18 protein-coding genes and 1 pseudogene are annotated in these 25,459 nt (G+C 60.0%); 8 read left to right on the top strand and 11 right to left on the bottom strand.

Annotation, left to right across the window (positions count from 1 at the left end):
• Window position 1: 1 nt before the first annotated feature.
• Window positions 2-3,049, bottom strand: coding sequence for a formate dehydrogenase-N subunit alpha (gene fdnG / locus DR88_RS13755; protein ID WP_085956337.1), 3,048 nt, complete (start codon window positions 3,047-3,049; stop codon window positions 2-4).
• A gap of 225 nt (window positions 3,050-3,274) precedes the next feature.
• On the opposite strand from fdnG, the gene yddG reads away from it, so the two are divergent.
• Window positions 3,275-4,153 (top strand): aromatic amino acid DMT transporter YddG, encoded by an 879-nt coding sequence (gene yddG, locus DR88_RS13745; RefSeq protein WP_002906464.1) that lies wholly within the window; start codon window positions 3,275-3,277, stop codon window positions 4,151-4,153.
• Here yddG and benD read toward each other — a convergent pair.
• From benD to DR88_RS13710, 7 genes are all read right to left on the bottom strand, one after another.
• The gene (gene benD, locus DR88_RS13740; protein ID WP_025862058.1) at window positions 4,150-4,923 is read right to left on the bottom strand and encodes a benzoate diol dehydrogenase BenD; all 774 of its coding nucleotides are present in this window, start codon (window positions 4,921-4,923) and stop codon (window positions 4,150-4,152) included. The genes yddG and benD overlap by 4 nt on opposite strands.
• Before the next feature lie 9 nt (window positions 4,924-4,932).
• The gene (gene benC, locus DR88_RS13735; RefSeq protein ID WP_004148513.1) at window positions 4,933-5,949 is read right to left on the bottom strand and encodes a benzoate 1,2-dioxygenase electron transfer component BenC; all 1,017 of its coding nucleotides are present in this window, start codon (window positions 5,947-5,949) and stop codon (window positions 4,933-4,935) included.
• A gap of 9 nt (window positions 5,950-5,958) precedes the next feature.
• Window positions 5,959-6,444 (bottom strand): benzoate 1,2-dioxygenase small subunit, encoded by a 486-nt coding sequence (gene benB, locus DR88_RS13730; RefSeq protein ID WP_025862057.1) that lies wholly within the window; start codon window positions 6,442-6,444, stop codon window positions 5,959-5,961.
• Window positions 6,444-7,826 carry a Rieske 2Fe-2S domain-containing protein gene (locus tag DR88_RS13725; protein ID WP_004148514.1) on the bottom strand — a complete coding sequence of 461 codons (1,383 nt, stop codon included), beginning with the start codon at window positions 7,824-7,826 and terminating at the stop codon, window positions 6,444-6,446. The genes benB and DR88_RS13725 overlap by 1 nt, the downstream gene beginning before the upstream one ends.
• A 109-nt stretch (window positions 7,827-7,935) precedes the next feature.
• Window positions 7,936-8,862 carry a catechol 1,2-dioxygenase gene (gene catA, locus DR88_RS13720; RefSeq protein WP_004175986.1) on the bottom strand — a complete coding sequence of 309 codons (927 nt, stop codon included), beginning with the start codon at window positions 8,860-8,862 and terminating at the stop codon, window positions 7,936-7,938.
• A gap of 66 nt (window positions 8,863-8,928) precedes the next feature.
• Entirely contained in the window at window positions 8,929-9,219 is a 291-nt protein-coding gene (gene catC, locus DR88_RS13715; protein WP_025862056.1) for a muconolactone Delta-isomerase, read from the bottom strand.
• Between the two features lie 19 nt (window positions 9,220-9,238).
• The gene (locus tag DR88_RS13710; protein WP_004220034.1) at window positions 9,239-10,402 is read right to left on the bottom strand and encodes a muconate cycloisomerase family protein; all 1,164 of its coding nucleotides are present in this window, start codon (window positions 10,400-10,402) and stop codon (window positions 9,239-9,241) included.
• Window positions 10,403-10,517: 115 nt separating this feature from the next.
• On the opposite strand from DR88_RS13710, the gene DR88_RS13705 reads away from it, so the two are divergent.
• Window positions 10,518-11,408, top strand: coding sequence for an IclR family transcriptional regulator domain-containing protein (locus tag DR88_RS13705; RefSeq protein WP_073980576.1), 891 nt, complete (start codon window positions 10,518-10,520; stop codon window positions 11,406-11,408).
• Here the strand turns inward: DR88_RS13705 and kmrA are convergent.
• The gene (gene kmrA / locus DR88_RS13700) at window positions 11,403-12,902 is read right to left on the bottom strand and encodes an efflux MFS transporter KmrA (RefSeq protein ID WP_032443890.1); all 1,500 of its coding nucleotides are present in this window, start codon (window positions 12,900-12,902) and stop codon (window positions 11,403-11,405) included. The genes DR88_RS13705 and kmrA overlap by 6 nt on opposite strands.
• A 123-nt stretch (window positions 12,903-13,025) precedes the next feature.
• On the opposite strand from kmrA, the gene DR88_RS13695 reads away from it, so the two are divergent.
• From DR88_RS13695 to narI, 6 genes are all read left to right on the top strand, one after another.
• On the top strand, window positions 13,026-13,601 hold the full coding sequence (locus DR88_RS13695; RefSeq protein ID WP_004888643.1) for a TetR family transcriptional regulator: 576 nt from the start codon (window positions 13,026-13,028) through the stop codon (window positions 13,599-13,601).
• A gap of 174 nt (window positions 13,602-13,775) precedes the next feature.
• Window positions 13,776-15,158 carry a NarK family nitrate/nitrite MFS transporter gene (locus DR88_RS13690; RefSeq protein WP_032443891.1) on the top strand — a complete coding sequence of 461 codons (1,383 nt, stop codon included), beginning with the start codon at window positions 13,776-13,778 and terminating at the stop codon, window positions 15,156-15,158.
• A 114-nt stretch (window positions 15,159-15,272) separates the two neighbouring features.
• A complete protein-coding gene (locus DR88_RS13685) occupies window positions 15,273-19,013 on the top strand; it encodes a nitrate reductase subunit alpha (RefSeq protein WP_004148516.1) in 3,741 nt (1,246 codons plus the stop codon).
• Window positions 19,010-20,554, top strand: coding sequence for a nitrate reductase subunit beta (gene narH / locus DR88_RS13680; RefSeq protein WP_004148517.1), 1,545 nt, complete (start codon window positions 19,010-19,012; stop codon window positions 20,552-20,554). The genes DR88_RS13685 and narH overlap by 4 nt, the downstream gene beginning before the upstream one ends.
• A complete protein-coding gene (narW, locus tag DR88_RS13675) occupies window positions 20,554-21,249 on the top strand; it encodes a nitrate reductase molybdenum cofactor assembly chaperone (protein WP_025862054.1) in 696 nt (231 codons plus the stop codon). The genes narH and narW overlap by 1 nt, the downstream gene beginning before the upstream one ends.
• Entirely contained in the window at window positions 21,246-21,926 is a 681-nt protein-coding gene (narI, locus tag DR88_RS13670) for a respiratory nitrate reductase subunit gamma (RefSeq protein WP_025862053.1), read from the top strand. The genes narW and narI overlap by 4 nt, the downstream gene beginning before the upstream one ends.
• Window positions 21,927-22,829: 903 nt before the next feature.
• Here the strand turns inward: narI and nhoA are convergent.
• Together nhoA and DR88_RS0125865 are read right to left on the bottom strand one after the other, a co-directional pair.
• On the bottom strand, window positions 22,830-23,675 hold the full coding sequence (nhoA, locus tag DR88_RS13665; RefSeq protein ID WP_032443892.1) for an N-hydroxyarylamine O-acetyltransferase: 846 nt from the start codon (window positions 23,673-23,675) through the stop codon (window positions 22,830-22,832).
• A gap of 76 nt (window positions 23,676-23,751) precedes the next feature.
• A pseudogene (locus DR88_RS0125865) lies at window positions 23,752-25,407 on the bottom strand (ABC transporter permease).
• Window positions 25,408-25,459 lie beyond the last annotated feature (52 nt).

Here is a 25,459-nt window from a genome sequence, read left to right on the forward strand (position 1 = left end):
CTTACGCTTTCTCGATGTTGACCAGGAACGCCTTGTATTCCGGCGTTTGCGAGTTGGAATCGCCAACGTTAGGCGTCAGGGTGTTGGCGATGTAGCCTTTGCGGGCCACGCCTTCAAAACCCCAGTGCAGCGGGATCCCGACGGTCTCCACCTGCTGGCCGTTGACGTTCAGCGTGCGCAGTCGGCGAGTCACCACGGCAACCGCGCGAATGAAGCCGCGCTTGCTGCTGACTTTCACCCAATCGCCGTTAGCGATACCTTTGCTTTTCGCCAGCCCTTCGCTGATTTCGACAAACTGTTCCGGCTGCGCGATGGAATTGAGCAACGCATGCTTGGTCCAGGTGTGGAAATGCTCGGTCAGACGATAGGTGGTCCCGACATACGGGAATTTATCCTTCTTACCTAAGCGAATGGCGTCCTCTTCATACAACCGCACCACCGGGCTGGAGACCACCTTCGGGTGCAGCGGGTTAGTGCCAAGCGGGGTTTCCATCGGCTCGTAGTGCTCCGGGAACGGCCCTTCCGCCAGTTTATCGAGCGCAAACAGGCGACCCAGCCCCTCCTGCTGCATGATAAACGGCCCGGTTTTGCTCCCTGGCGGCGCGGTATTGAAGTCCGGAATATCATTCCCGACCCACTTGCTGCCGTTCCACTGGATCAGCATCCGCTTCGCATCCCAGGGCTTGCCGTTGATATCGGCCGAAGCGCGGTTGTACAGCACCCGACGATTGAGCGGCCACGCCCAGGCCCATCCCAGCGTATTGCCCAGGCCCGAAGGATCGGCGTTATCACGATTCGCCATCTGGTTACCCTGCTCGGTCCAGCTGCCGGTATAGATCCAGCAAGACGACGCGGTGCTGCCGTCATCGCGCAGCAGCGCGAAGCTATTGAGCAGTTGGCCTTTTTTCGCCAGCAAAGTGCCATTTTGATCGTAGAGATCCGCCAGCGCGTAGCCGTTGTTCTCTTTTGCCACCTCTTCCGATTCCGGATGGTCCGGCTGCTTGTAGCGCCAGCTCATCTTCAGCAGGGGTTCCGCGCCCTTCCCGCCTTCGGTGCGGTACAGTTCGCGCAGGCGATGGTAAATCCCGGCAAGGATTTCGCCATCATTGCGCGCTTCACCTGGGGCATCCTGACCTTTCCAGTGCCACTGCAGCCAGCGGCCGGAGTTGGCGATCGAACCGTCCTCTTCGGCAAAGCAGGTCGACGGCAGACGGAAGACTTCGGTCTGAATCGCCGACGGGTCGACATCATTAGACTCGCCGTGGTTCTGCCAGAAGGTCGAGGTTTCGGTCACCAGCGGATCGATAACCACCATATATTTCAGCTTGCTGAGGCTGCGAACCACTTTGTTTTTATCCGGGAAGGAGGCAACCGGGTTAAAGCCCTGGCAGATATAGCCGGTGACGTTGCCGTTATCCATCATATTGAAGTATTTGATAACGTCGTAAGCCTGGTCCCACTTCGGTAACCACTCAAAGCCCCAGTCGTTCTCTTTTTGCGCCGCCTCGCCGTAGAAGGATTTCATCAGGCTAACGAAGAATTTCGGGTAGTTGCTCCAGTAGTTCACCTGCTCGGGCAAGGTCGCCTTCGGCGTGTTGGCGCTGAGGTAGCTTTGCAGATCGGTCTGTTTGTCCGATGGCAGCGTCAAATAGCCCGGCAGACTGGTCGACAGCAGGCCCAAATCGGTCAGCCCCTGAATATTAGAGTGGCCGCGCAGGGCGTTGACGCCGCCGCCGGCCATGCCCATGTTGCCGAGCAGCAGCTGGATCATCGCCATGGTGCGGATGTTCTGCGCGCCGACGGTGTGCTGCGTCCAGCCCAGGGCATACAGGAAGGTGGTGGTGCGGTCCGCGGCGCTGGTTGAGGCCAGCACGTCGCACACTTTAAGGAAGTCCGCTTTCGGCGTACCGCAGATGTTTTCGACCACCTCGGGCGTGTAACGGGAAACGTGCTGCTTCAGCAGGTTCCACACGCAGCGCGGATGGCTGAGCGTTTCATCGCGTTTGGCGTAGCCGTTTTCATCGAACTGGTAGTTCCAGGACGATTTATCGTACTGGCGTTTTTCCGCATCGTAGCCGCTGAACAGCCCCTCTTCGAAGGCAAAATCATCCCGCACCAGCAGGCTGGCATTGGTGTAATGCTTAACGTACTCAGCATTGATCTTGTTATTTTCGATCAGGTACAGCAGCACGCCCGACAGGAAGGTAATGTCGGTACCGGAACGAATCGGCGCATAGATATCGGCCACCGACGCGGTGCGCGTAAAGCGCGGGTCGACGACGATCAGCGTGGCGTCGTTATTGTTTTTCGCCTCCATCGCCCAGCGGAAACCCACCGGATGCGCTTCGGCGGCGTTACCGCCCATCACCACCACGACGTTGGCGTTTTTGATATCCACCCAGTGGTTGGTCATCGCACCGCGACCAAATGTTGGAGCAAGACTTGCTACCGTTGGTCCGTGTCAGACGCGCGCCTGGTTGTCTACCGCCAGCATACCCAGCGATCGCACAAATTTTTGCGTTAGCATGCCGGTCTCATTGCTTGCCGCCGAGGCGCACAGCATGCCGGTGGAAAGCCAGCGGTTAACCGTCACGCCCTGTTCATTCTTTTCAATAAAGTTGGCGTCGCGGTCGGCTTTCATCAGTCGGGCGATGCGGTTAAAGGCTTCATCCCAGGAGATGCGCTGCCATTTATCCGAGCCCGGGGCGCGGTATTGCGGATAACGCAGACGGTTTTCGCTGTGGACATAGTCTAGCAGGCCTGCCCCTTTCGGGCACAGCGCGCCGCGGCTCACCGGATGGTCCGGGTCCCCTTCGATATGGTAGATCGCTTCTTTGGCGTTTTTCGCACCGTCGCCGAGGCTATACATTAATAGCCCGCAGCCCACGGAGCAGTAAGTGCAGGTGTTGCGGATCTCTTTCGCACGCAGCAATTTGAAATTGCGTGCCTGAGCCAGCGCCATTTTAGGGGCAAAGCCCAGGGCGGCGGCGGTAGTTCCGGCCATACCGCCTGCGCAGATCTTAAAGAACTTTCTGCGGCTGACGTCCATTGCATTCCTCCATGCAGGATGTTGATTCATCGCGCGGAGGAAACTAACAGCAAAATCCCGGGAAAATTTGCGTCAAATCAAGGAGGAAAACCTTCGCCCCCTTAATCGCCAGCCATGGCCATTTTCGCTAATCCCTAAGGGTTAGCAACGGCGGAAAATTTCGCCCCTCACCGATAAAAAGATGATATATATGCCGGCTGCATTTGCGTAACCATCAGGAAAAGCATGGAGAAAAAGAGAGCCACGACGATCGGCTTCGCCGCCATTATCTTATGGAGCACGATGGTCGGATTGATTCGCGGCGTCAGCGAAGGACTGGGAGCGGTCGGCGGCGCGGCGATGATTTACAGCCTTAGCGGCCTGCTGCTGATCTTTACCGTCGGCTTTCCCAACCTGCGCCAGATCCCGCGTCGCTATCTGCTGGCCGGCAGCGTGCTGTTTGTCAGCTATGAAATCTGCCTCGCGCTGTCGCTGGGCTATGCCGCCAGCCGCCAGCAGGCCATTGAGGTGGGGATGGTCAATTACCTGTGGCCCAGCCTGACGATTTTATTCGCCATTCTCTTTAACGGCCAGAAAAGCAGCTGGCTGGTGATCCCCGGCCTGATTCTCGCCCTGCTGGGCGTTGGCTGGGTGTTGGGCGGTGAGCATGGGCTACAGCCCGATGAGATTATCAGTAACGTCATTTCCAGCCCGCTTAGCTATCTGCTGGCCTTTGTCGGGGCATTTATCTGGGCCGCCTACTGCACGGTGACGGCCAAATATGCCCGCGGTAAAAACGCCATTACGCTGTTCGTCCTGTTAACCGCCCTGACGCTATGGCTGAAATTCCTCGCCAGCGACCAGCCGCCGATGCTGTTTAGCTGGCCGGTGGTCATTAAGCTGATGACGGTCTCCGTGGCGCTGGGGCTGGCCTACGCGGCGTGGAACGTTGGCATCCTGCACGGCAACGTCAGCCTGCTGGCGGCGGCCTCCTACTTCACGCCGGTGCTCTCCTCTGCGCTGGCGGCGATCCTGCTGAGTGCGACCCTGTCGTGGTCCTTCTGGCAGGGGGCCGGGATGGTATGTCTCGGCTCCCTGCTCTGCTGGTACGCCACCCGCCGTTAGCCGAGATCGCCTCCGGCTACCGGCAGCGTCACGCCGGTGATATAGCTGGCCTCATCGCTGGCGAGAAACAGGATCGCATTCGCCTGTTCCGCCAGCGTGCCGTACCGGTGCAGCAGACTGCTCGCCACCGTCTGATCGACGACCTGCTGATACCACGCCTTTTCCTGCTCGCTCGGCTGCTCTTCGTTACGCGGCGTCAGGCGCGGCGGCGCCTCGGTCCCGCCCGGGGCCACGGCGTTAATCCGAATACCGCTGCCGCTGTACTCCATGGCAATCGAGCGGGTCAGCGCGTTAACGCCGCCTTTCGCCGCCGAGTACGGCACCCGATTCACTCCCGCCGTCGCCACCGACGAAATGTTGACGATGCTGCCTTTGCCCTGCTTCAGCATCCATGGCAGCGCCGCGCGGCAGCCCCACAGCGTGGGGAACAGCGAGCGGCGGATCTCTTTCTCAATCTGCTCCGGCTGATATTCGGCAAAGGGGCGCGCCCAGATGGTGCCCCCAACGTTGTTGATCAGCACGTCGATACGGCCAAAATGAGCGCCCCCGGCGGCAAACGCCTGCTCGGTACTTTCCCACGCTTCCAGATCCGCCTCCAGCGCCAGCACCAGACAGCCGGATTGCGCCAGCGTCGCCGCCAGCTCATGGACGTATGACGAGCGATCGATGAGCAGCAGGGCCGCGCCTTCTGCAGCCGCCTGCTCCGCCGTCTGGCGACCAATGCCCTGCGCCGCGCCGGTGATGACGACGACTTTATCGGTAAAACGCATTTTGCCTCCTTATGCCGCCGCGCTCTGGCTGGCGATAAATTTCTCATACCAAAACCCCGCCGGGGTGATCCCGCGGTCGCGCAACGCCGTGGCAACCGCGTTAACCATCGGCGGCGGGCCGCAGAGATAGATGTCCACGTCGCCGTTGTTCAGCATCGCGTCGTCGAGATGGTCGGTGACAAAGCCGCGCTGCGGGCAAGTGCTGTTTTCATCGGCCACCACCGGTAGCCAACGATACCCCGTCAGCTGTTGAGTAAAGGTATCCAGCGCGTCGGTTTTCACCAGATCGCAGTCACGAGTAACACCGTACAGCAGCATCACCGGACGCTGGCTGCCCTGTGTCTGCAGGGTATGGAGCATGGAGAGCAGCGGCGCCAGGCCGGTACCGCCCGCTAGCATCAGCAGCGGACGTTCGCCGTGGCGCAGATAGAAGCTGCCCATCGGGCCGCTGAGGGTAAGACGATCGCCGGGCCGCGCCCGCTGGGTTAACCACTGGCTCATCATCCCGCCAGGCACGTTACGGATCAGAAAACGCCCTTCGAGGGAACCCGGTTGCGAGCTAAATGAGTAGGCGCGGACATGAGGCGTACCCGGCACCTGAATGTTGACGTACTGCCCCGGCAGGAAGGCCAGCGGCTCATCGAGGGCGACCACCAGTTCGATGGCGGTATCGGACAGTAAATTCACCTGCCGCACCTGCGCCCCGAGCGTCGCCAGGGCCGTTTTGCACTGGGCAGCGGCCACCGGCACATCGATCACGCAGTCGCTGGTCGGGACCATCTGACAGGTCAGCACCTGGCGGGCCTGCGCTTCGTCGTCGCTTAACGCCTCGTCGAGATAATCTTCACCCAGGTCGTACTCACCGCTGGCGCAGTGGCATTTGCAGGTACCGCAAACGCCGTCCGAGCAGTCCATCGGCAGATTCACCTTCTGGCGATAGGCGGCATCCAGCACCTTCTCTCCGGCATTGCACTGAATAAAACGGGTTACGCCGTCCTCAAAATTAAGAGCAATATTGAAGGTCATAAGCGCCTCTTAAATGTGGTAAACGTCAATCACCTGACGGATATAATCGTTATTCAGGCGCACGGTTTTGCGGACGATCTGCGGTCTGCCGTCCTGTTCGATTAGCGTGCAGCAGGTAGAGCCAAAATAGGCATCAGTGTGCTGATAGCGATGGCTCCAGGTGACCCAGTTGTAGCGCAACTCCAGACCCTCGTCGCTTTCGCCCAGCAGCTCAACGTTGCTGATGATGTGGGTGGTGCGCGGCTCTGGCGTACTGGCGCCGGAACGTTCGGTTTTAATGCGGTAGACGCGATCCTCCAGCCCTTCGCGGTTGGGGTAGTAGATAAGCGAAATTTCTTTTTGCGGGTCGCGGGTCAGTTGGTCATCGTCGCCCCATGCCGGCATCCAGTAGACCACCTGCGGGCTGTAGCAGCTGAGCCATTCGTCCCACTGACGATCGTCCAGCAGACGGGCTTCGTAGTAAAGAAACTGGCGAACCTGTTCGAGGTTAAGCATCAGGCCACCTCCACGCGCTGGGTAATGGACTGGTCGTAACGCTGTTGTTCCTGTTCAATGGCCGCCAGCATCAGCGTCTGCCAGTGGTGGTGATGGGCGATGTACAGCGCTTCGTCCTCCGATTTCACCCCGCTTAACCGCGGTGAAAAGCCGGCATGTTGCGCATGCTCATCCGCGCCATCGACCCAGCGCAGCGCGCCGCGGCTGAGATCGCTCCATGGCAGATTTTCGCCGAGAAAGCCGCGCTGGCAGGCGCTGAACTCTTCGAGGTCGTCCGGCGTCCCCATTCCACTGACGTTAAAGAAATCCTCGTACTGGCGGATACGCAGCGCTCTGGCCTGGTCGGATTCCCCTTTCGGCGCAAAGCACCAGATGGTGACTTCGGTTTTATCCACCGCAATGGGGCGGATCACGCGGATTTGCGTCGAGAACTGATCCATCAGGTAGACATTGGGGTACAGGCACAGGTTGCGGGTTTCGTTGACCATCTGGTCGGCACGGCGTTCGCCAAATTCCGCCTGCAGCCGTTCGCGGTGGGCATAGACCGGGCGCACTTCCGGGTTGAGCGCCCGGGTCCACAACAACATATGGCCGTTATCAAATCCATAGCCGCCGCCGAGGCTTTTTGACCAACCGTTGGCATCCACCGTGTGCGTCCCTTCCGCTTCATAGTTGCGGCGTGACATGGTTGAGGCGTAGTTCCAGTGGACCACGCTGACGTGATAGCCATCGGCGCCGTTTTCCGCGCCCAGTTTCCAGTTGCCCTCATATACATAGCTCGACGAACCCTTAAGTACCTCGAGCCCCTCCGGCGCCTGGTCGACGATCAGGTCAATAATCTTGCAGGTTTCTCCGAGATAGGCCTCCAGCGGCTGCACGTCGGCCTTGAGGCTACCGAATAAGAAACCGCGGTAAGACTGAAAACGCGGCAATTTTTGCAGGTCGTGGGAGCCGTCTTGTTTAAAGCTCGGCGGATAGCCGCCGGTGCTCTCATCTTTGGCTTTTAATAATTTGCCGTTATTGCTGAAGGTCCAGCCGTGAAACGGACAGGTAAACGAATTTTTATTCCCGGTTTTGCGTCGACATAACATGGCGCCGCGGTGGGCGCAGCTGTTAATTAGCGCGTGCAGCTCATTCTTTTTATCGCGGGTAATAATAACCGGCTGCCGTCCCAGCGTCAGGGTATAATAATCACCCGGCTGGGGAATTTGACTTTCATGAGCGAGAAATACCCAGTTACCTTCGAAAATATGCTTCATTTCAAATTCAAACAGCTGCGGGTCGGTAAATATAGAGCGATGGCAGCGGTAAATATGATTTTCACGGTCGACAACTAAGGCATTATTGATTTTGTCTTTGAGCGTCGAGAGCGTTTTTTGCATGAGTCGGTCCCTCCTGCAGGATTCAGGATGAAAGAAACAGGGTGAATTCTTCGTTTTCGAGTGCAATATCTGGCCCGGGCAGTAGCGTGCCCGGGGCCGATAATGCCGCTTACTCTTTGGCGCGCACGCGGATCCCGCGCTGCTCTTCGTCGGCGCTCAGCGCTTTACACAGGGTGAAATCAAAACAAACCTCGGTGTGCTCTCCCTCAAGATTGCGCTGCGCGATGATCTCGCGGTCGGTCACTTTTACCGGATCGGCAATCAGGCCGTCGCGGGTGGCAAAGGCAAAATCGTCCCACAGGTATTTATCGCCATTGAGGTTAATCTGGCTGGTCAGATGTTTATGACCCGGCGCGGAGACGAAAAAGTGAATGTGCGCCGGACGGTTGCCGTGGCGACCCAGTCTGTCCAGCAGTTTCTGGGTTGGGCCATCCGGCGGGCAGCCGTAGCCGGAGGGCATGATGCTGCGCACGCTGTAGCGGCCATCGGCGCCGGTGCGGATCCGCCGGCGCAGGTTGTACTCACTCTGGCCTGGGTCGAAGAAGGAATAATTTCCGAGGGTGTTGGCGTGCCAGATATCAACAATAGCGTTGGCCACTGGCCGGCCTTCGGTGTCTTTGACTTCACCGTGCAGCCACATCACTTCTCCGGCGTCGGCGCCATCATCCATGCGGGCGTGACCCTCGGCCAGCGGCGCATTAGCCACGTACAGCGGCCCTTCGATGGTGCGCGGGGTGCCGGTTTCCCGATGCGCTGCCGCGTCGATGGCGTCCTGGCGCAGATCGAGGAAATGCTCCAGTCCCAGACCCGCCGCCAGCAGCGCCGCCTCCTGACGCCCGCCCAGCTCGTGCAAATAGTTTACCGCGTGCCAGAACTCTTCTTCCGTAACGTTATAGTCGTCGATGAGCGTGCAGATATTTTCCAGCAGACGATGAATAATCGCCTTAAAACGTTCATCGCCGCCGGCAACATCTAATCCGGCACTGTCGCGTAATAATTTCTGAATAGCTGGCTGTTGTACGAATACATTACTCATACTGGCTCTCTCTTATATTTTGCAGGGTATACGCCGGTAATACCGGCGTGAGGTCAGATATTATTATTAGCGATCGTCATCGCGAATTGATGACGGATGACGACAGAGGGCTTCGACTTTTATCGCCATAAAGGGATATAGCGGCAATCCCATTAATATTTGATGCAATTCTTCGGCATCTTGAACATCGAAAATACTGACGTTGGCATAAAGGCCGGCAACGCGCCAGATATGCCGCCATTTGCCTTCCCGCTGTAATTGTTGCGAATAGGCTTTTTCGCGTTGTTTTATTTCCTCCGCCTCGTTGGCGGGAAAGCCAGGCGGAATATTGAAGGTCATCTCCACTTTAAATAACATTTTTTTCTCCTGTTCCCCGCTACGGCTGGCGGGTATAAAAATGCAGTTTGTCTTCATCCAGCTCGACGCCAAGTCCCGGCGTTTGCGGCAGCGCCACCTGACCGTCGGCAAAGGTGAGCGGCACGCTGACAATATCGTCTTTCAGCAACAGCGGGCCGAACATCTCGGTACCCCACTGCAGCGGCAGCGTCGACCAGGCGTGCAGAGAAGCCACGGTCCCTACGGTGCCTTCCAGCATGGTGCCGCCGTACAGGCCAATCCCTGCCGCCTGCGCGACGCGGGCCAGCGCCAGCACGCTGTTCGGCCCCCCGGCTTTGGCGATTTTCAGCGCGTAAGCGCCGGTAAAGCCCTGCTGCGCCAGCTGATAACCATCGTAGGCGGTCGCGACCGCTTCATCCGCGAGGATCGCGGTTTCAATTTGCTGGCTTAACCGCACCAAGGCGGCATTATCGTGGGCGCTGACCGGCTGTTCGATAAGATCGACGCCCATCGCCGCCAGTTCGCGGCAGCCTTTCGCGCCGGTGGCGGCGTCCCAGGCCTGGTTGACGTCGACACGGATGCTGGCGCGGTCGCCTAACGCTTCAACGATGGCGCGGGTATGACGCAGGTCGGTGGCGAGTTCACGCGCGCCGATCTTCAGTTTGAACGCCCGGTGGCGGCCTTCGGCCAACAGTTTCTCTCCTTCAGCGATATCTTTCGCGGTATCGCCGCTGGCTAAGGTCCACAGCACCGGCAACGCCGTTTGCAGCGCGCCGCCGAGCAGGGCTGATACCGGCAGACCTAAGGCTTTGCCCTGGGCGTCGAGCAGTGCGGTTTCGATGGCGGACTTCGCAAAGGTGTTGCCTTTAATGGCGCCGTTCATGCGGGCGGTCAGCGCATTCAGGTTATCGGCCGGCTGCCCTTTCAACAGCGGCGTCAGATAATGGGTGATCGCTGACAAGATGGCCTCGGGGCTCTCAACGCCATAGCTCAAGCCGCCGATGGTGGTGGCTTCGCCGATGCCGCAGATGCCGTCGGAACGGGTAAGGCGCACAATCACCAGCGACTGGCAGCCCATGGTGGTCATCGACAATTTATGCGGCCGGATGGTCGGGACATCCACAATCCAGCTCTCGATTTGCTCTACGGTGGCAGTCATCTTCTGTTCCTGATGAGATATATAACTTTTTGTACCCACATCCATAACGGGGGTCTGTGCCATTGACAATAGGGTTCAGCCTGGCGGATGGTCAACGGCGATAATCGAAATGTTGTGCGATTATCGACGCGTTTGTTAAAAGACGGTTATTAATGTGATCGTGGTGGTAAAACCGGCACAATTCAGCGCGCCCCATTTTGCGCAAGGTATAGTGATCTGCCGTGAGCTTTACGCTGCAACGGAGAAGGATGCGATGAGCGACAATATCCCCAATACGCTGAGCGCCAGGCAGGCCGAGCACGACCCTAACTTTATGCTATCTCTGGCCCGCGGGCTGGAGGTCCTTAACGCCTTCACCCCCCAGCGCCAGCGGCTGACCATTTCCCAGCTCAGCCAGAAAACGCAAATCTCGCGCGCGGCGGTACGCCGCTGTTTGTATACCCTCGCCGCGCTGGGCATGGTGCACAGTCCGGGTGGCCGTAGCTATGAACTGCTCCCCCGGGTGCTGGCCGTCGGCCACGCCTATCTGGCAGGCACGCCGCTGGCCAAGGTGGCGCAGGCGGCGCTGGATAATCTTGGCAAAGCGCTCGGCGAATCCTGTTCGGCGGCCACGCTCGACGGGGATAACGTGCTCTATATTGCCCGCGCGGCGGTCAATAATTTACTGAGCATCGATCTGGGGCGCGGCAGCCGCCTGCCGGCGTGGGCCACGTCGATGGGGCGGGTGTTGCTGAGCGCGCTGCCGGAGGAACAGCTGGAAGTGACGTTGTCACGGGCTACGCTTATTCGCTACACTCCGCATACCCTGTGCGATTTGTCCGGTTTACGTGCAGAGATCGCTCGGGTGCGCATGCAGGGCTATGCCCTCGCCGACCGGCAGATCGAGGTAGGCTTGTGCTCGCTGGCGGTACCCGTGCTGTCGCGTCACGGTCAGGTGGTGGCCGCCCTGAATGTCGGGGTACCTGCCGCGACGGTCTGCGCCGCGGCGTTAAAAGAGAAGGCCCTCGCTCCGCTACGGCGCGCGGCGATGGATCTGTCGCTGCAGCTATAGCGCCGACTGCGGTTTCGCCACGGTGGCGAGGCTGCGCCAGATCCCGGCGGCCAGCAGCAGAAGCAATACACCCGCCGTCGCCAGCACCAGGCTATGAGCCTGAATAAAAGCCGTCTTCGCCGCCGCCATCAGCGCCTGCGCCACCCCGGCGGGCAGCGCCTGGGACAGACTCACCGCCTCGCCAATCGATGACGCCGCCTGCTGCGCCATGGCACCACTCAGGCCAGACGGCAGCGCAATAGAGGCGCTGTAGCTGCGGGTCAGGATCAGGCCGAACAGCGCTATGCCGAGACCGGCGCCCAGCTCATAGGCCATGGTTTCAATCGCCCCGGCGGCCGCCGCTTTCTCCTTCGGCGCTGCCGCCATAATCGCGGAACTGGAGGCCAGCAGCGCGCTGGCCACGCTAAAGCCCAGCAGCGTCATCAGCCCCCAGGCCAGCCACTGCTGGGTACTGAAATCGGTCAACGCCAGGCCGAGAAAGCTGAAGGCGCTGAGCAGCATCCCGCCGGTCGCCACCTCGCGCAGCCCAAGCCGCGACACCAGCAGGCCGGCAATCGGGCCGCTGAAGCCGCTGGCCACCATTACCGGCAGCATAAATATCCCCGCCTCGAACGGCGTTTTCTGGTGCACAAACTGCAGCTCCTGGGCCATCAGTAGCTCAAAACCGACCAGGGTAATCAGGGCCGTCATCGCCATCATCACCCCGCTTAAGATTATGCGATGGGTGAACAGGCGCATATCCACCATCGGGCGGGCCGCCGACAGCTGCTTGCGGAGAAACCAGGTTAACATCGCCGCCCCGCCGAGCGCCACCAGCGCGGTGAGCCACAGCGCCAGCTGGCCCTTCAGCGCCGATTTCGCGCTAAACACCAGCATCAGGATCGCGGCAATCAAAACGAGCGCCTGCAGTAGATTGAGCGGCTGTTCGCGGCGCGCGGGCTGGCGCGGCACCACTTTCGCGTTAATCGCGATAACCACCAGCACGATCGGCACATTGATCAGGAACACCGACCCCCAGTAGAAATGCTCCAGCAGGATACCGCCCACCAGCGGGCCGAAGGCTGCGCCGCCGGAGCCGACCGCTGCCCACAGCCCCAGCGCCATATTGCGCTGGCTGGCCTCGGCAAAGGTGCTGCGGATCCCGGCCAGCGTCGCCGGGACGATCATCGCCGCCCCCACCGCCAGCAAAGCGCGTGAGGCAATCAGCGTCATGGCCGTCGGCGACAGCGCGGCGCACAGCGAGGCGATGCCAAAAATGGCGCTGCCGAGCAGCAGCAGGCGCTTAAAGCCGATCTTATCGCCAAGGGCGCCCATCGGCAGCACCATCCCGGCCATCACTAATGAGTAGATATCAATGATCCACAACAGCTCATTGCCGCTGCTACCCAGCGCCACGCTGAGGGTCGGCGCGGCCACATGCAACACCGTAGCGTCAATCGCCACCGGAATATAAACCAGCAAAATCGCCATCAGCGTCATCCATTGCCGTGACATAGCTTGTACCTCAATCAATATTGAATATTGGACACACGTCCAGGATGGCGATCCTGCCGGATTGTTGAACACATGTCCAACCTTTTGTTACACTCGGCCAAAGCCAGATGACAGCGGGGTTCTATGCACTATTTACAACGTGATGCGCGAAGGGAAGGGATTATGCAGGCCGCCATGCGCCTGGCGCTGCGCGGCGGCTTTGCCGCCATGACCGTGCGGCAGATCGCCCGCGAAGCCCAGGTGGCCGCCGGGCAGCTGCACCACCACTTCACCTCCATCGGCGAGCTGAAAGCGCAGGTTTTCATCCGCCTGATCCGCGAGATGCTCGACATGCCGCTGGTGGCTGAGGACGCCAGCTGGCGCGAGCGCTTGTTCTCGATGATCGGCAGCGAGGATGGCCGACTGGAACCCTATATCCGCCTGTGGCGCGAAGGCCAGGTGCTGGCCGACAGCGATCCGGACATCAAAGCGGCCTACCTGCTGACCATGAATATGTGGCATGCCGAGACCGTCGCCATCATCGAGCAGGGCCTCGCCAGCGGCGAATTTCGGTCGGCTGAGCCTGCGGCGGATATCGCCTGGCGCTTTATCGCCCTGGTGTGCGGCCTCGACGGGATTTATGCGCTGGACGCGCAGGCCCTGGATGAGGCGGCGTTTAGCCGCTATGTAAATAAGATGATTACGCTGGAGTTGTTTTAGGCATATTTACATTTAGTAACAATTAATTCCGCTACGCTTACCACGTGCTCTCTGTCAGCACGTTTTTTTTATCTACGCTTCATAGATAACGCAAATTAAGCGTTATTCACTATCCCCTTGTATTCAGCTGTTGACCTTATTTATTTACTCCTTTCCGGGCAAGTAGAGGGCAATATGTCGGTGCAGAATGATAAAGATAATCATTACCTTTTGAACAACTGGCGGCCTGAAAACAAGGCGTTCTGGGAAAATAAAGGCAAAACCATTGCGCGAAAAAATCTATGGATATCAGTGGCCTGTCTGCTACTTGCTTTCTGCGTATGGATGTTATTCAGCGCCGTAGCGGTCAATCTCAATAAGGTCGGTTTTCAATTCACCACCGACCAGCTTTTTTTATTAACCGCCCTGCCTTCACTTTCCGGCGCGATATTACGGGTCCCCTACTCCTTTATGGTACCCCTTTTTGGCGGGCGCTACTGGACCGTATTAAGTACCGTTATCCTGATCGTGCCTTGTATTTGGTTAGGGGTGGCAATCCAGAATATTACTACTCCGTTATGGGTATTTATTATTATTGCGCTGTTGTGCGGTTTTGCCGGAGCGAATTATGCTTCCAGCATGGGAAATATCAGTTTCTTTTTCCCAAAAGCGAAACAGGGCAGCGCGCTGGGAGTCAACGGCGGCCTTGGCAATCTGGGCGTAAGCGTGATGCAGATGGTCGCCCCGGCGGTCATCTTCCTGCCGCTCTTCACCTTTCTCGGCGTCCATGGCGTCACCCAGCCCGATGGTTCGACAATCACCCTGAGTAATGCGGCGCTCGTCTGGGTACCGCTGCTGCTGCTCGCCACCGTCGCGGCATGGTTCGGCATGAACGATATCGCCGGTTCAAAGGCCTCGATTCGCGATCAGCTTCCCGTGCTCAAGCGACCGCATATGTGGCTGTTAAGCCTGCTCTATCTGGCGACGTTTGGCTCGTTCATCGGCTTTTCCGCCGGCTTTGCCATGCTGGCGAAAACCCAGTTTCCCGCGGTCGATATCCTCAAGCTCGCCTTCTTTGGACCGTTCATCGGCGCGCTGGCGCGCTCGTTCGGCGGGATCATCTCCGACCGTCTCGGCGGCGTGCGGGTGACGCTGGTTAACTTCGTCCTGATGGCGCTGTTTACCGGCCTGCTGTTTCTGACCCTGCCAGGCAGCGGCTCCGGCAGCTTTCTCGCTTTCTACGTGGTGTTTATGGGGCTCTTTTTAACCGCCGGTCTGGGAAGCGGCTCCACCTTCCAGATGATCGCCGTCATCTTCCGCCAGCTCACCATCGACAGCGTAAAACAGCGCGGCGGCAGCGATGAAGAAGCGCAGCACGAGGCGGTGACCGATACCGCTGCCGCGCTGGGCTTTATCTCGGCGATCGGCGCCATCGGCGGCTTCTTTATTCCGAAAGCCTTCGGCACTTCGCTGGCGATGACCGGCTCACCGGTTGGCGCGATGAAAGTCTTTTTTGTCTTCTATGTGGTTTGCGTGCTGGTGACCTGGCTGGTCTACGGCCGCCGTAAACCCGCTTAACCATAACGATTTATCTGCCGGATAGCGGCTTACGCCTTATCCGGCCTTACGAGTTCGTTCGCTCATCCGGCCGGGTGGCACGATGCCGGACATCATCGGAGCAGGAGAAATGTCATGAGTAAACTTCTGGATCGCTTTCGCTACTTTAAGCAGAAGGGCGAGACCTTTGCCAACGGCCACGGCCAGGTCTACAACAACAACCGTGACTGGGAAGATAGCTACCGTCAACGCTGGCAGTTCGACAAAATTGTCCGCTCCACGCACGGTGTGAACTGCACCGGCTCCTGCAGCTGGAAAATTTACGTCAAAAACGGCCTCGTTACCTGGGAAACCCAGCAGACCGATTATCCGCGCACCCGGCCGGATCTGCCAAATCACGAACCGCGCGGCTGCCCGCGCGGCGCCAGCTACTCCTGGTATCTCTACAGCGCCAACCGCCTGAAGTACCCGCTGGCGCGTAAACGACTGATTGAGCTGTGGCGCGAAGCCCTGGCGCAGCATCCCGACCCGGTCCTGGCATGGGATAGCATCATGCAGGATCCGGCAAAAACCCGCAGCTATAAAGCGGCGCGCGGCAAAGGCGGTTTTGTCCGCTCCAGCTGGAAAGAGCTGAACCAGCTCATCGCCGCCGCCAACGTCTGGACCATCAAACATTATGGCCCGGACCGCGTCGCCGGCTTCTCGCCGATCCCGGCGATGTCGATGGTCTCCTACGCCGCGGGCACTCGCTATTTATCGTTGATTGGCGGCACCTGCCTGAGCTTTTATGACTGGTACTGCGATCTGCCCCCCGCCTCGCCGATGACCTGGGGCGAACAGACCGACGTGCCGGAATCCGCCGACTGGTACAACTCCAGCTACATTATTGCCTGGGGCTCCAACGTGCCGCAGACCCGAACCCCGGACGCCCACTTCTTTACCGAAGTGCGCTACAAGGGCACCAAAACTATCGCCATCACGCCGGACTATTCGGAAGTCGCTAAGCTCTGCGACCAGTGGCTGGCGCCGAAGCAAGGCACCGACAGCGCGCTGGCGATGGCCATGGGCCATGTGATCCTCAAAGCCTTCCACCTCGATAACCCGAGCGATTACTTTCTCAACTACTGCCGGACCTACACCGACATGCCGATGCTGGTGATACTCGAGCCGCGCGACGACGGCAGCTATACGCCGGGCCGTATGCTGCGTGCTTCCGACCTGCTTGACGGTCTCGGGGAAAGTAATAACCCGGAATGGAAAACCGTGGCCTATAACAGCGACGGCGAACTGGTGGCGCCGAACGGCTCCATCGGCTTTCGCTGGGGCGAAAAAGGCAAATGGAATCTCGAACAACGGGCAGACGGCAAAGATGTCGAGCTTAAGCTGTCGCTGCTGGATATTCGCGACAGCGTGGTGTCGGTGGGCTTCCCCTACTTTGGCGGCAACGAAAACCCGCATTTTCGCAGCGTATCGCAGTCACCGGTGACCCTTCACCCGCTACCGGCTAAACAGCTGACGCTGGCCAGTGGCGAAAGCGGCCTGGTGGTCAGCGTCTATGACCTGATTCTGGCCAACTACGGTCTGGATCGCGGGCTTGACGATGTCAATGCGGCGAAGGATTTCGCCGAGGTCAAAGCCTATACCCCGGCATGGGCGGAGCAGATCACCGGCGTACCGCGTCAACATATCGAACAAATCGCCCGCGAGTTTGCCGATACGGCGCATAAGACCCACGGCCGCTCAATGATTATCCTCGGCGCCGGGGTGAACCACTGGTACCACATGGATATGAACTACCGCGGGATGATTAATCTGCTGGTATTTTGCGGCTGCGTCGGCCAGAGCGGCGGCGGCTGGTCGCACTATGTCGGTCAGGAGAAACTGCGCCCGCAGACCGGCTGGCTGCCGCTGGCGTTCGCCCTGGACTGGAGTCGTCCGCCGCGGCAGATGAACAGTACCTCTTATTTCTACAACCACGCCAGCCAGTGGCGCTACGAAAAACTGACCGCGCAGGAGCTGCTGTCGCCGCTGGCCGACGCCAGCAAATTTAGCGGCAGCCTTATCGACTTCAACGTCCGTGCGGAACGGATGGGCTGGTTACCTTCTGCGCCCCAGCTCAACGTCAACCCGCTGACCATTAAGCAGCAGGCCGAGGCCGCCGGGCTCTCCCCCGCGGAGTTCACCGTCCAGTCGTTAAAATCAGGCGATATTCGCTTTGCCGCCGAGCAGCCGGATAGCGGCAAAAACCATCCGCGCAACCTGTTTATCTGGCGCTCAAACCTGCTGGGATCGTCCGGTAAGGGGCATGAGTACATGTTGAAATACCTGCTCGGGACCGACAGCGGTATTCAGGGTGATGAACTGGGCGCCAGCGATGAGGTAAAACCTGAGGAAGTCGAGTGGCAGACCGCGGCGATTGAGGGCAAACTCGACCTGCTGGTGACGCTGGATTTCCGCATGTCCAGTACCTGTCTCTTCTCCGATATTGTCCTGCCGACCGCCACCTGGTATGAAAAAGACGATATGAACACCTCGGACATGCACCCGTTTATCCACCCGCTCTCCGCCGCCGTCGACCCGGCCTGGGAGGCAAAGAGCGACTGGGTGATCTACAAGGATATCGCTAAATCCTTCTCGCAGGTCTGTGTTGGCCATCTCGGCAAAGAGACCGATGTGGTGCTGGTCCCACTGCAGCATGATTCCCCCGGCGAACTGTCGCAGCCGTTCGAGGTGCTTGACTGGCGCAAGGGCGAATGCGATCTGATCCCCGGGAAAACCGCACCGTCGATTGCCCTGGTGGAACGCGACTATCCTGCCACCTGGGAACGCTTCACCTCACTCGGCCCGCTGCTCGATAAGCTTGGCAACGGCGGGAAAGGCATTTCGTGGAATACGCAAAGCGAAGTCGATTTCCTCGGCAAGCTTAACTACGTCAAGCCCGACGGTCCGGCCAAAGGCCGGCCGCGGATCGACAGCGCCATTGACGCCTCCGAAGTTATTCTTAGCCTCGCCCCGGAAACCAACGGCCAGGTGGCGGTGAAAGCCTGGCAGGCGCTGGGAGAGTTTACCGGGCGCGATCATACCCATCTGGCGCTCAATAAAGAGGATGAGAAGATCCGCTTTCGCGATATTCAGGCGCAGCCGCGCAAAATTATCTCCAGCCCGACGTGGTCGGGACTGGAAAGCGAGCACGTCTCCTACAATGCCGGTTATACCAACGTGCATGAGCTGATCCCATGGCGCACCCTCTCCGGCCGCCAGCAGTTGTATCAGGACCATCCGTGGATGCGCGCCTTCGGCGAAAGCCTGGTAGCCTATCGCCCGCCCATTGATACCCGCAGCGTCAGCCAGATGAAGGCCGTGCCGCCAAACGGCTTTCCGGAAAAAGCGCTGAATTTCCTGACGCCGCACCAGAAGTGGGGGATCCACTCCACCTATAGCGAAAACCTGCTGATGCTGACGCTGTCGCGCGGCGGGCCGATCGTCTGGCTTAGCGAAACCGACGCGAAAGAGCTGGGCATTGAAGATAACGACTGGATTGAAGCGTTCAACGCCAACGGGGCTCTCACCGCGCGGGCGGTGGTGAGCCAGCGGGTGCCGCCGGGGATGACCATGATGTACCACGCTCAGGAACGGATTATGAATATCCCGGGTTCGGAAGTGACTGGTCGTCGCGGCGGCATTCATAACTCGGTAACCCGCGTCTGTCCGAAGCCAACGCACATGATTGGCGGCTACGCCCAGCTGGCCTATGGCTTTAACTATTACGGCACCGTCGGATCGAACCGCGACGAGTTCATCATGATCCGCAAAATGAAGAATATTGCCTGGCTGGATGACGAAGGTCGCGATCAGGTACAGGAGGCGAAAAAATGAAAATCCGTTCTCAGGTTGGAATGGTGCTGAATCTGGACAAATGCATCGGCTGTCACACCTGCTCGGTCACCTGTAAAAACGTCTGGAGCAGCCGCGAAGGCATGGAGTACGCGTGGTTCAATAACGTGGAGACCAAACCGGGCATTGGCTACCCCAAAAACTGGGAGGACCAGGATCAGTGGCAAGGCGGCTGGATCCGCGGCATTAGCGGTAAGCTGACGCCCCGCCTCGGCAATCGGGTCAGCGTGTTATCGAAGATTTTCGCCAACCCGGTGCTGCCGGCGATCGACGATTACTACGAACCCTTTACCTACGACTACCAGCACCTGCACAACGCGCCGGAGGGCAAATATCTGCCGACCGCCCGCCCGCGCTCGCTGATCAGCGGCGAGCGTATGGATAAGATTAACTGGGGCCCGAACTGGGAGGAGCTGCTCGGCGGCGAATTCGAGAAACGCGCCCGCGACCGTAACTTCGAAGCCATGCAAAAAGAGATGTACGGCCAGTTCGAAAATACCTTCATGATGTATCTCCCGCGCCTGTGCGAGCACTGCCTCAACCCGAGCTGCGTGGCCACCTGCCCGAGCGGCGCCATCTACAAGCGTGAGGAAGATGGCATCGTACTGATCGATCAGGATAAATGCCGCGGCTGGCGGATGTGCATCAGCGGCTGCCCGTACAAAAAAATCTACTTTAACTGGAAGAGCGGTAAGTCGGAAAAATGTATCTTCTGCTATCCGCGCATTGAGTCCGGGCAGCCAACGGTCTGCTCAGAAACCTGCGTCGGGCGCATCCGCTATCTTGGCGTACTGCTGTATGACGCCGACCGTATTGAAGAGGCGGCTAGTACCGAACATGAAACCGACCTCTATGAGCGCCAGTGCGAGGTGTTCCTTAATCCAAACGATCCGGCGGTCATCGAGGAAGCGCTAAAGCAAGGGATCCCGCACAACGTCATTGAGGCGGCGCAGAAGTCGCCGGTCTATAAGCTGGCGATGGACTGGAAGCTGGCCCTGCCGCTGCATCCGGAGTATCGCACCCTGCCGATGGTCTGGTACGTGCCGCCCCTGTCGCCGATCCAGTCGGTTGCCGACGCCGGCGGCTTACCGAGCAACGGCAACATCCTGCCGGCGGTTGAGAGTCTGCGCATCCCGGTGCAATACCTGGCGAATCTGCTGAGCGCCGGCGATACCGGACCGGTCTTGCGCGCGCTGAAACGGATGATGGCGATGCGCCACTACAAGCGCTCGCAAACCGTCGAGGGCGTCACCGATACCCGGGCCATTGAAGAGGTGGGCCTCAGCGTTGAGCAGGTCGAAGAGATGTATCGCTATCTGGCGATCGCCAACTACGAAGACCGCTTCGTGATCCCCACCAGCCATCGCGAACTGGCGGAGGATGCCTTTCCGGAACGTAACGGCTGCGGCTTTACCTTCGGCGATGGCTGCCACGGGTCAGATACGAAATTCAACCTGTTTAACAGCCGGCGGATCGACGCCATCGACGTCAGCGGCGTGCGTAAGCATGGGGAGGGCGAGTGATGCGGATCCTGAAAGTGATCGGTCTGCTGCTGGAGTACCCCGACGAGTTACTGTGGGAGAACCGCGACGACGCCCTGGCGCTGATCAGGGCCGATGTCCCTTCCCTGACGCCGTTTGTCGGTGAGCTGTTGACGGCTCCGCTGTTGGATCGCCAGGCCGAATGGTGCGAGGTGTTCGAGCGCGGGCGCGCCACCTCGCTGCTGCTGTTTGAACATGTGCATGCCGAATCCCGCGACCGCGGCCAGGCGATGGTCGACCTGATGAATCAGTATCAGCAGGCGGGTCTGCAGATCGATTGTCGCGAGCTGCCCGACCATCTGCCGCTGTATCTGGAGTATCTCAGTATTCTACCTCCCGCGGAGGCTCGGGAGGGGCTGCAGAATATCGCGCCGATTCTGGCGCTGATCGGCGGCCGTCTTAAGCAGCGAGCCTGCCCGTACTACCAGCTGTTTGACGCCCTGCTGGCGCTGGCTAAAAGCCCGCTCACCAGTGACGGTGTCACAAAACAGGTGGCGGGAGAAAAGCGCGACGATACCCGTCAGGCGCTGGACGCCGTGTGGGAAGAAGAGCAGGTGAAGTTTATCGAAGATAATGCGACCGCTTGCGATAGCTCGTCGATGCAAGCTTATCAACGACGCTTTAGTCAGGATGTGGCGCCGCAGTACGTTGACATCCGCGCCGGAGGCCCGAAATGATCCAGTATCTGAACCTCTTCTTTTACGATATCTACCCTTACCTGTGCGGCACCGTCTTTCTGGTGGGCAGCTGGCTGCGCTACGATTACGGGCAGTATACCTGGCGCGCCTCATCCAGCCAGATGCTGGATAAGCGCGGGATGGTGCTATGGTCGAACTTATTTCATATCGGCATTCTCGGCATCTTCTTTGGCCATCTCTTTGGCATGCTGACCCCACGCTGGGTCTACTCGTGGTTCCTGCCGATGTCCCAGAAGCAGCTGATGGCCATGATCCTTGGCGGCATCTGCGGCGTGCTGACCCTGGTAGGCGGTATCGGCCTGCTGATGCGCCGCCTGACCAACCCGCGAATTCGCGCCACCTCCACGACCACGGATATTTTGATCCTGTGCATTCTGCTGATTCAGTGCGCGCTGGGGCTGACGACCATCCCCTTCTCCGCCCAGCATCCGGACGGCAGCGAAATGCTCAAGCTGGTGGACTGGGCGCAGGCGGTGGTCACCTTCCACGGCGGCGCCTCGGCGCATCTGGACGGTGTCGCATGGATTTACCGCGTCCACCTGGTGCTCGGAATGACCATCTTTCTGATCTTCCCCTTCACCCGCCTGGTTCACGTCTGGAGCGCGCCGGTGGAATATTTCACCCGGCGTTACCAGGTGGTACGCTCCCGGCGCTGAGCGCTGGCGGCGTTTACCATTCATCCTTACCGGTAGCCCGGACGAGGCCTTCGCGCCAAGTCCGGGTATTTATCGTACCTGGCTCCAGGCTTTATGCCGGATGGCGGCTACGCCTTATCCGGCCTACAGGGGCCTCTCACAGGCTCATACCCCGTAGGCCCGCGCAGGCGCAGCGCCGCCGGGCAAGATATCAAACACGGTACCTGTAATTTCGCCGGGTGGCGGCTGTCGCCTTGCCCGGCCTACAGGGTCCTCTTACAGGCTCATACCCCGTAGACTCGCACAAGCGCAGCGCCCGCCGGGCAAGATATCAGGCACGGTTCCTGTAATTTCGCCGGGTGGCGGCTACGCCTTGCCCGGCCTACAGGGTCCTCTCACAGGCTCATACCTCGCAGGCCCGCGCAGGCGCAGCGCCGCCGGGCAAGATATCAGGCACGGTACCTGTAATTTCGCCGGGTGGCGGCTGTCGCCTTACCCGGCCTACAGAGTCCTCTTACAGGCTCAAACCTCGCAGGCCCGCGCAAGCGCAGTGCCGCCGGGCAAGATATCAGGCACGGTACCTGTATCGCCGGGTGGCGGCTACGCCTTATCCGGCCTACAGGGTCCTCTCACAGGCTCATACCCCGTAGGCCCGCCCAAGCGCAGCGCCGCCGGGCAAGATATCAGGCACGGTACCTGTAATTTCGCCGGGTGGCGGCTGTCGCCTTACCCGGCCTACAGGGTCCTCTCACAGGCTCATACCCCGTAGGCCCGCGCAAGCGCAGCGCCGCCGGGCAAGATATCAGGCACGGTTCCTGTAATTTCGCCGGGTGGCGGCTACGCCTTGCCCGGCCTACAGGGGCCTCTCACAGGCTCATACCTCGCAGGCCCGCGCAGGCGCAGCGCCGCCGGGCATGAGGAGATTTACTTCCCGGCTTCCGGATGGGTATCGAACGCCGCCATCACCGCCGCCAGCGCCGCTTCGCTGAAGCCATGTTTAGGATCGTCCACCCCCAGGCCGAAACGGGTCTGCAGCGCTTCATACAGCGCGGAGACATCGGCAAAATCGACCTTCTCCACCACATGGTTATTCTCCCAGTGGGTAAAGTGGAAGTTGGTGAGGGTCATTTTGCCGCCGTCCGGCAGATGACGACACATCAGCAGATGGTGACGGAAGTGGGACTGCGGCCAGTGCGCCGACCAGAAGTTGCCCATCACATAATCAGACGCATACTGGCGGCCTAAATCGAAATGGTACATCGACTGCCAGTGTTCGTGATGGTTGAACTGCAGCGTCCACTCATCCCCTTCATGCACCAGACGATAGCTGCCGTGCGGCGTTTGCTGTGGGATATCGGCCAGCAGTTTGATCGGCGCGGTCAGCGTCTGGCCGCCGAAGCCGACGCCGGCGATCCAGCGCTCCCCCGCCACCTCCACCAGCAACAGACGGTGAGTACGCGGCGGCATCTGCGGCGGGTTGGCCAGCACCACGCGGCCCAGCAGGCTGCGGACGTTAAAGCCTATCTCGCGCAGCGCGCGCTCCAGCAGGCCATTCTGTTCAAAACAATACCCCCCGCGGCGGGCGGCGATCAGCTTCTCTTCCAGCGCCCCATCGTCAAGGTGGATTTCACGCGGAAGCAGGACGTCGAGGTTTTCAAAGGGGATGGCGCTGTTATGCTGCAGATGCAGTTCCCGCAGGGTATCAATGGAAACATCAGGCTCACCCGTCCAGCTCAGACGGGAAAAATAGGCGCGTAAAAAGGGACTCATCAGGGCCTCCAGCTGTAGGTGTGCGACATTTATAGCCTATTTTTCCGCGCCGACCGTCTTTTTTGTGCGCTTAGCGTTAACCGCACGTGCGGCGCTGCATCAGCGCCAGCGCCGTCAGCATCAGGACCAGACCGGTCAACAACGTCAGGCTGGCCATCGCCATGCCCTGACCGACGGAACCCTGTTCGAACTGGCGCCAGATAAACACCGCCACGGTTTGCGTACCGGCCGGAGAGAGCAGCAGCGAGGTCACCAGCTCCCGGGAGGCCACCGCGAACACCATCAGCATCGCCGCCAGCAGCGCCGGAAAGACCAGCGGCAGGACAATCAACCGCAGCGCCTGCAGTGGCGACGCCCCGTGTACCCTGGCGGCGGGCTCAAGGTTCGGGCCCAGCTGGCGCAGCGCGCTGCCGACATAGCGCACCGGCCAGGGCAACAGCAGGCAGCAATAGGAGAGCAGCAGCATCCACAGCGTGTTATAGGGCGAGCGCGGCCAGAAGGGCTGATTCCACAGCAGGATCAAACCGACCCCCACCACCACGCCCGGCAGCGCCGCCGGCATCAGCGACAGCGCGTCCACCATCCCGCGCCCTTTAATCTTCTGCACCATCACCAGCCAGGCGGCCAGCAGGCCCAGCGCGCCGACGATTAGCGCCGAACCCAGGGCCAGCGACAGGCTGGTGCCGAGGGCCGAAAGGGCATCTCCCTGCTGGTCAAACAGCGCCGCGAAATGACGCAGCGTGACATTCTCAACACTCACGCCACCGGAGAGCGTGCCCATCACGCTGGTGAGCATCATCGAGACGGCGGGGACGCCGACCGCCAGGCCGCCGACGGCCGCCATCGCCAGCACGGCGGGCAGCATCATCCAGCCCAGCGATGCCCCGTGGTTCTCCCCCGGCTTACCGGTGACGCTGGTGACCTCTTTCTCCCCCACCAGCCGCCTTTGCAGCCACCAGGCGAACAACGCCACCGCCATCAGCAGCAGCGACAATAGCGCGGCGCCAGGGAGATCCACCGGCCAGTCGGCCAGCTTTTTCTCAATACCGACCGTCAGCATCACCACTCCCGCCCGGCTGCCCAGCGCCGCCGGTACGCCAAACTCCTCGATGGCGAGGGTAAACGCCAGCAGCATCCCCGCCGCCAGCGCCGGAGAGAGCATCGGTAGCGTCACGTGCCAGAAGGCGCGCCAGGCGCTGGCGCCATGGACGCGGGCGACCACCGCCAGCCGGGTCCCGCTCGCCAGCAGGCTGCGGGAGACGGCAAAGTAGACCACCGGAAATATATTAAAGGTCATCACCAGCACGATCCCGCTGCGGCTGAACAGCAGATCGTTCAGCTGCCAGCCGGTCAGCTGCTGCAGATAGCCCTAGCTTTGCAGGGCCAGCATCCAGGAGAGCGCCGAGATATAGGGCGGCGTCAGAAAGGGGATCAAAAACAGGAGATCCCACAGCCGGGGCAGCGGCAGCGAAAACATACCGCGCAGGATGCCGAGCGGCAGGCCAATCATTACGCTGACCAGCGCCACGCCGGCGGCGATCCACAGCGTACCGCCGAGCATCGCCGGCAGCTGAGGATCGGCCAGCAGCGCCGGGATGCCGCCAAAGGCGTCCCCGAGCGAACCGGCGCTAAAATGGGGAAAAATCGCCTGCAGCAGAATAAACACTAACGGTAACGCGACCAGCATCACCAGGGCGGCAAGGGTCGCGCCGGAAAGGAATGTTTGTTTCACAACCGGTTCCTGAAGCTGAGGGTCCTCCGGCGGCCAGCGCCGGAGAAACGGG

It is taken from the genome of Klebsiella pneumoniae, assembly GCF_000742135.1.
In the GTDB taxonomy this organism is placed as follows: domain Bacteria; phylum Pseudomonadota; class Gammaproteobacteria; order Enterobacterales; family Enterobacteriaceae; genus Klebsiella; species Klebsiella pneumoniae.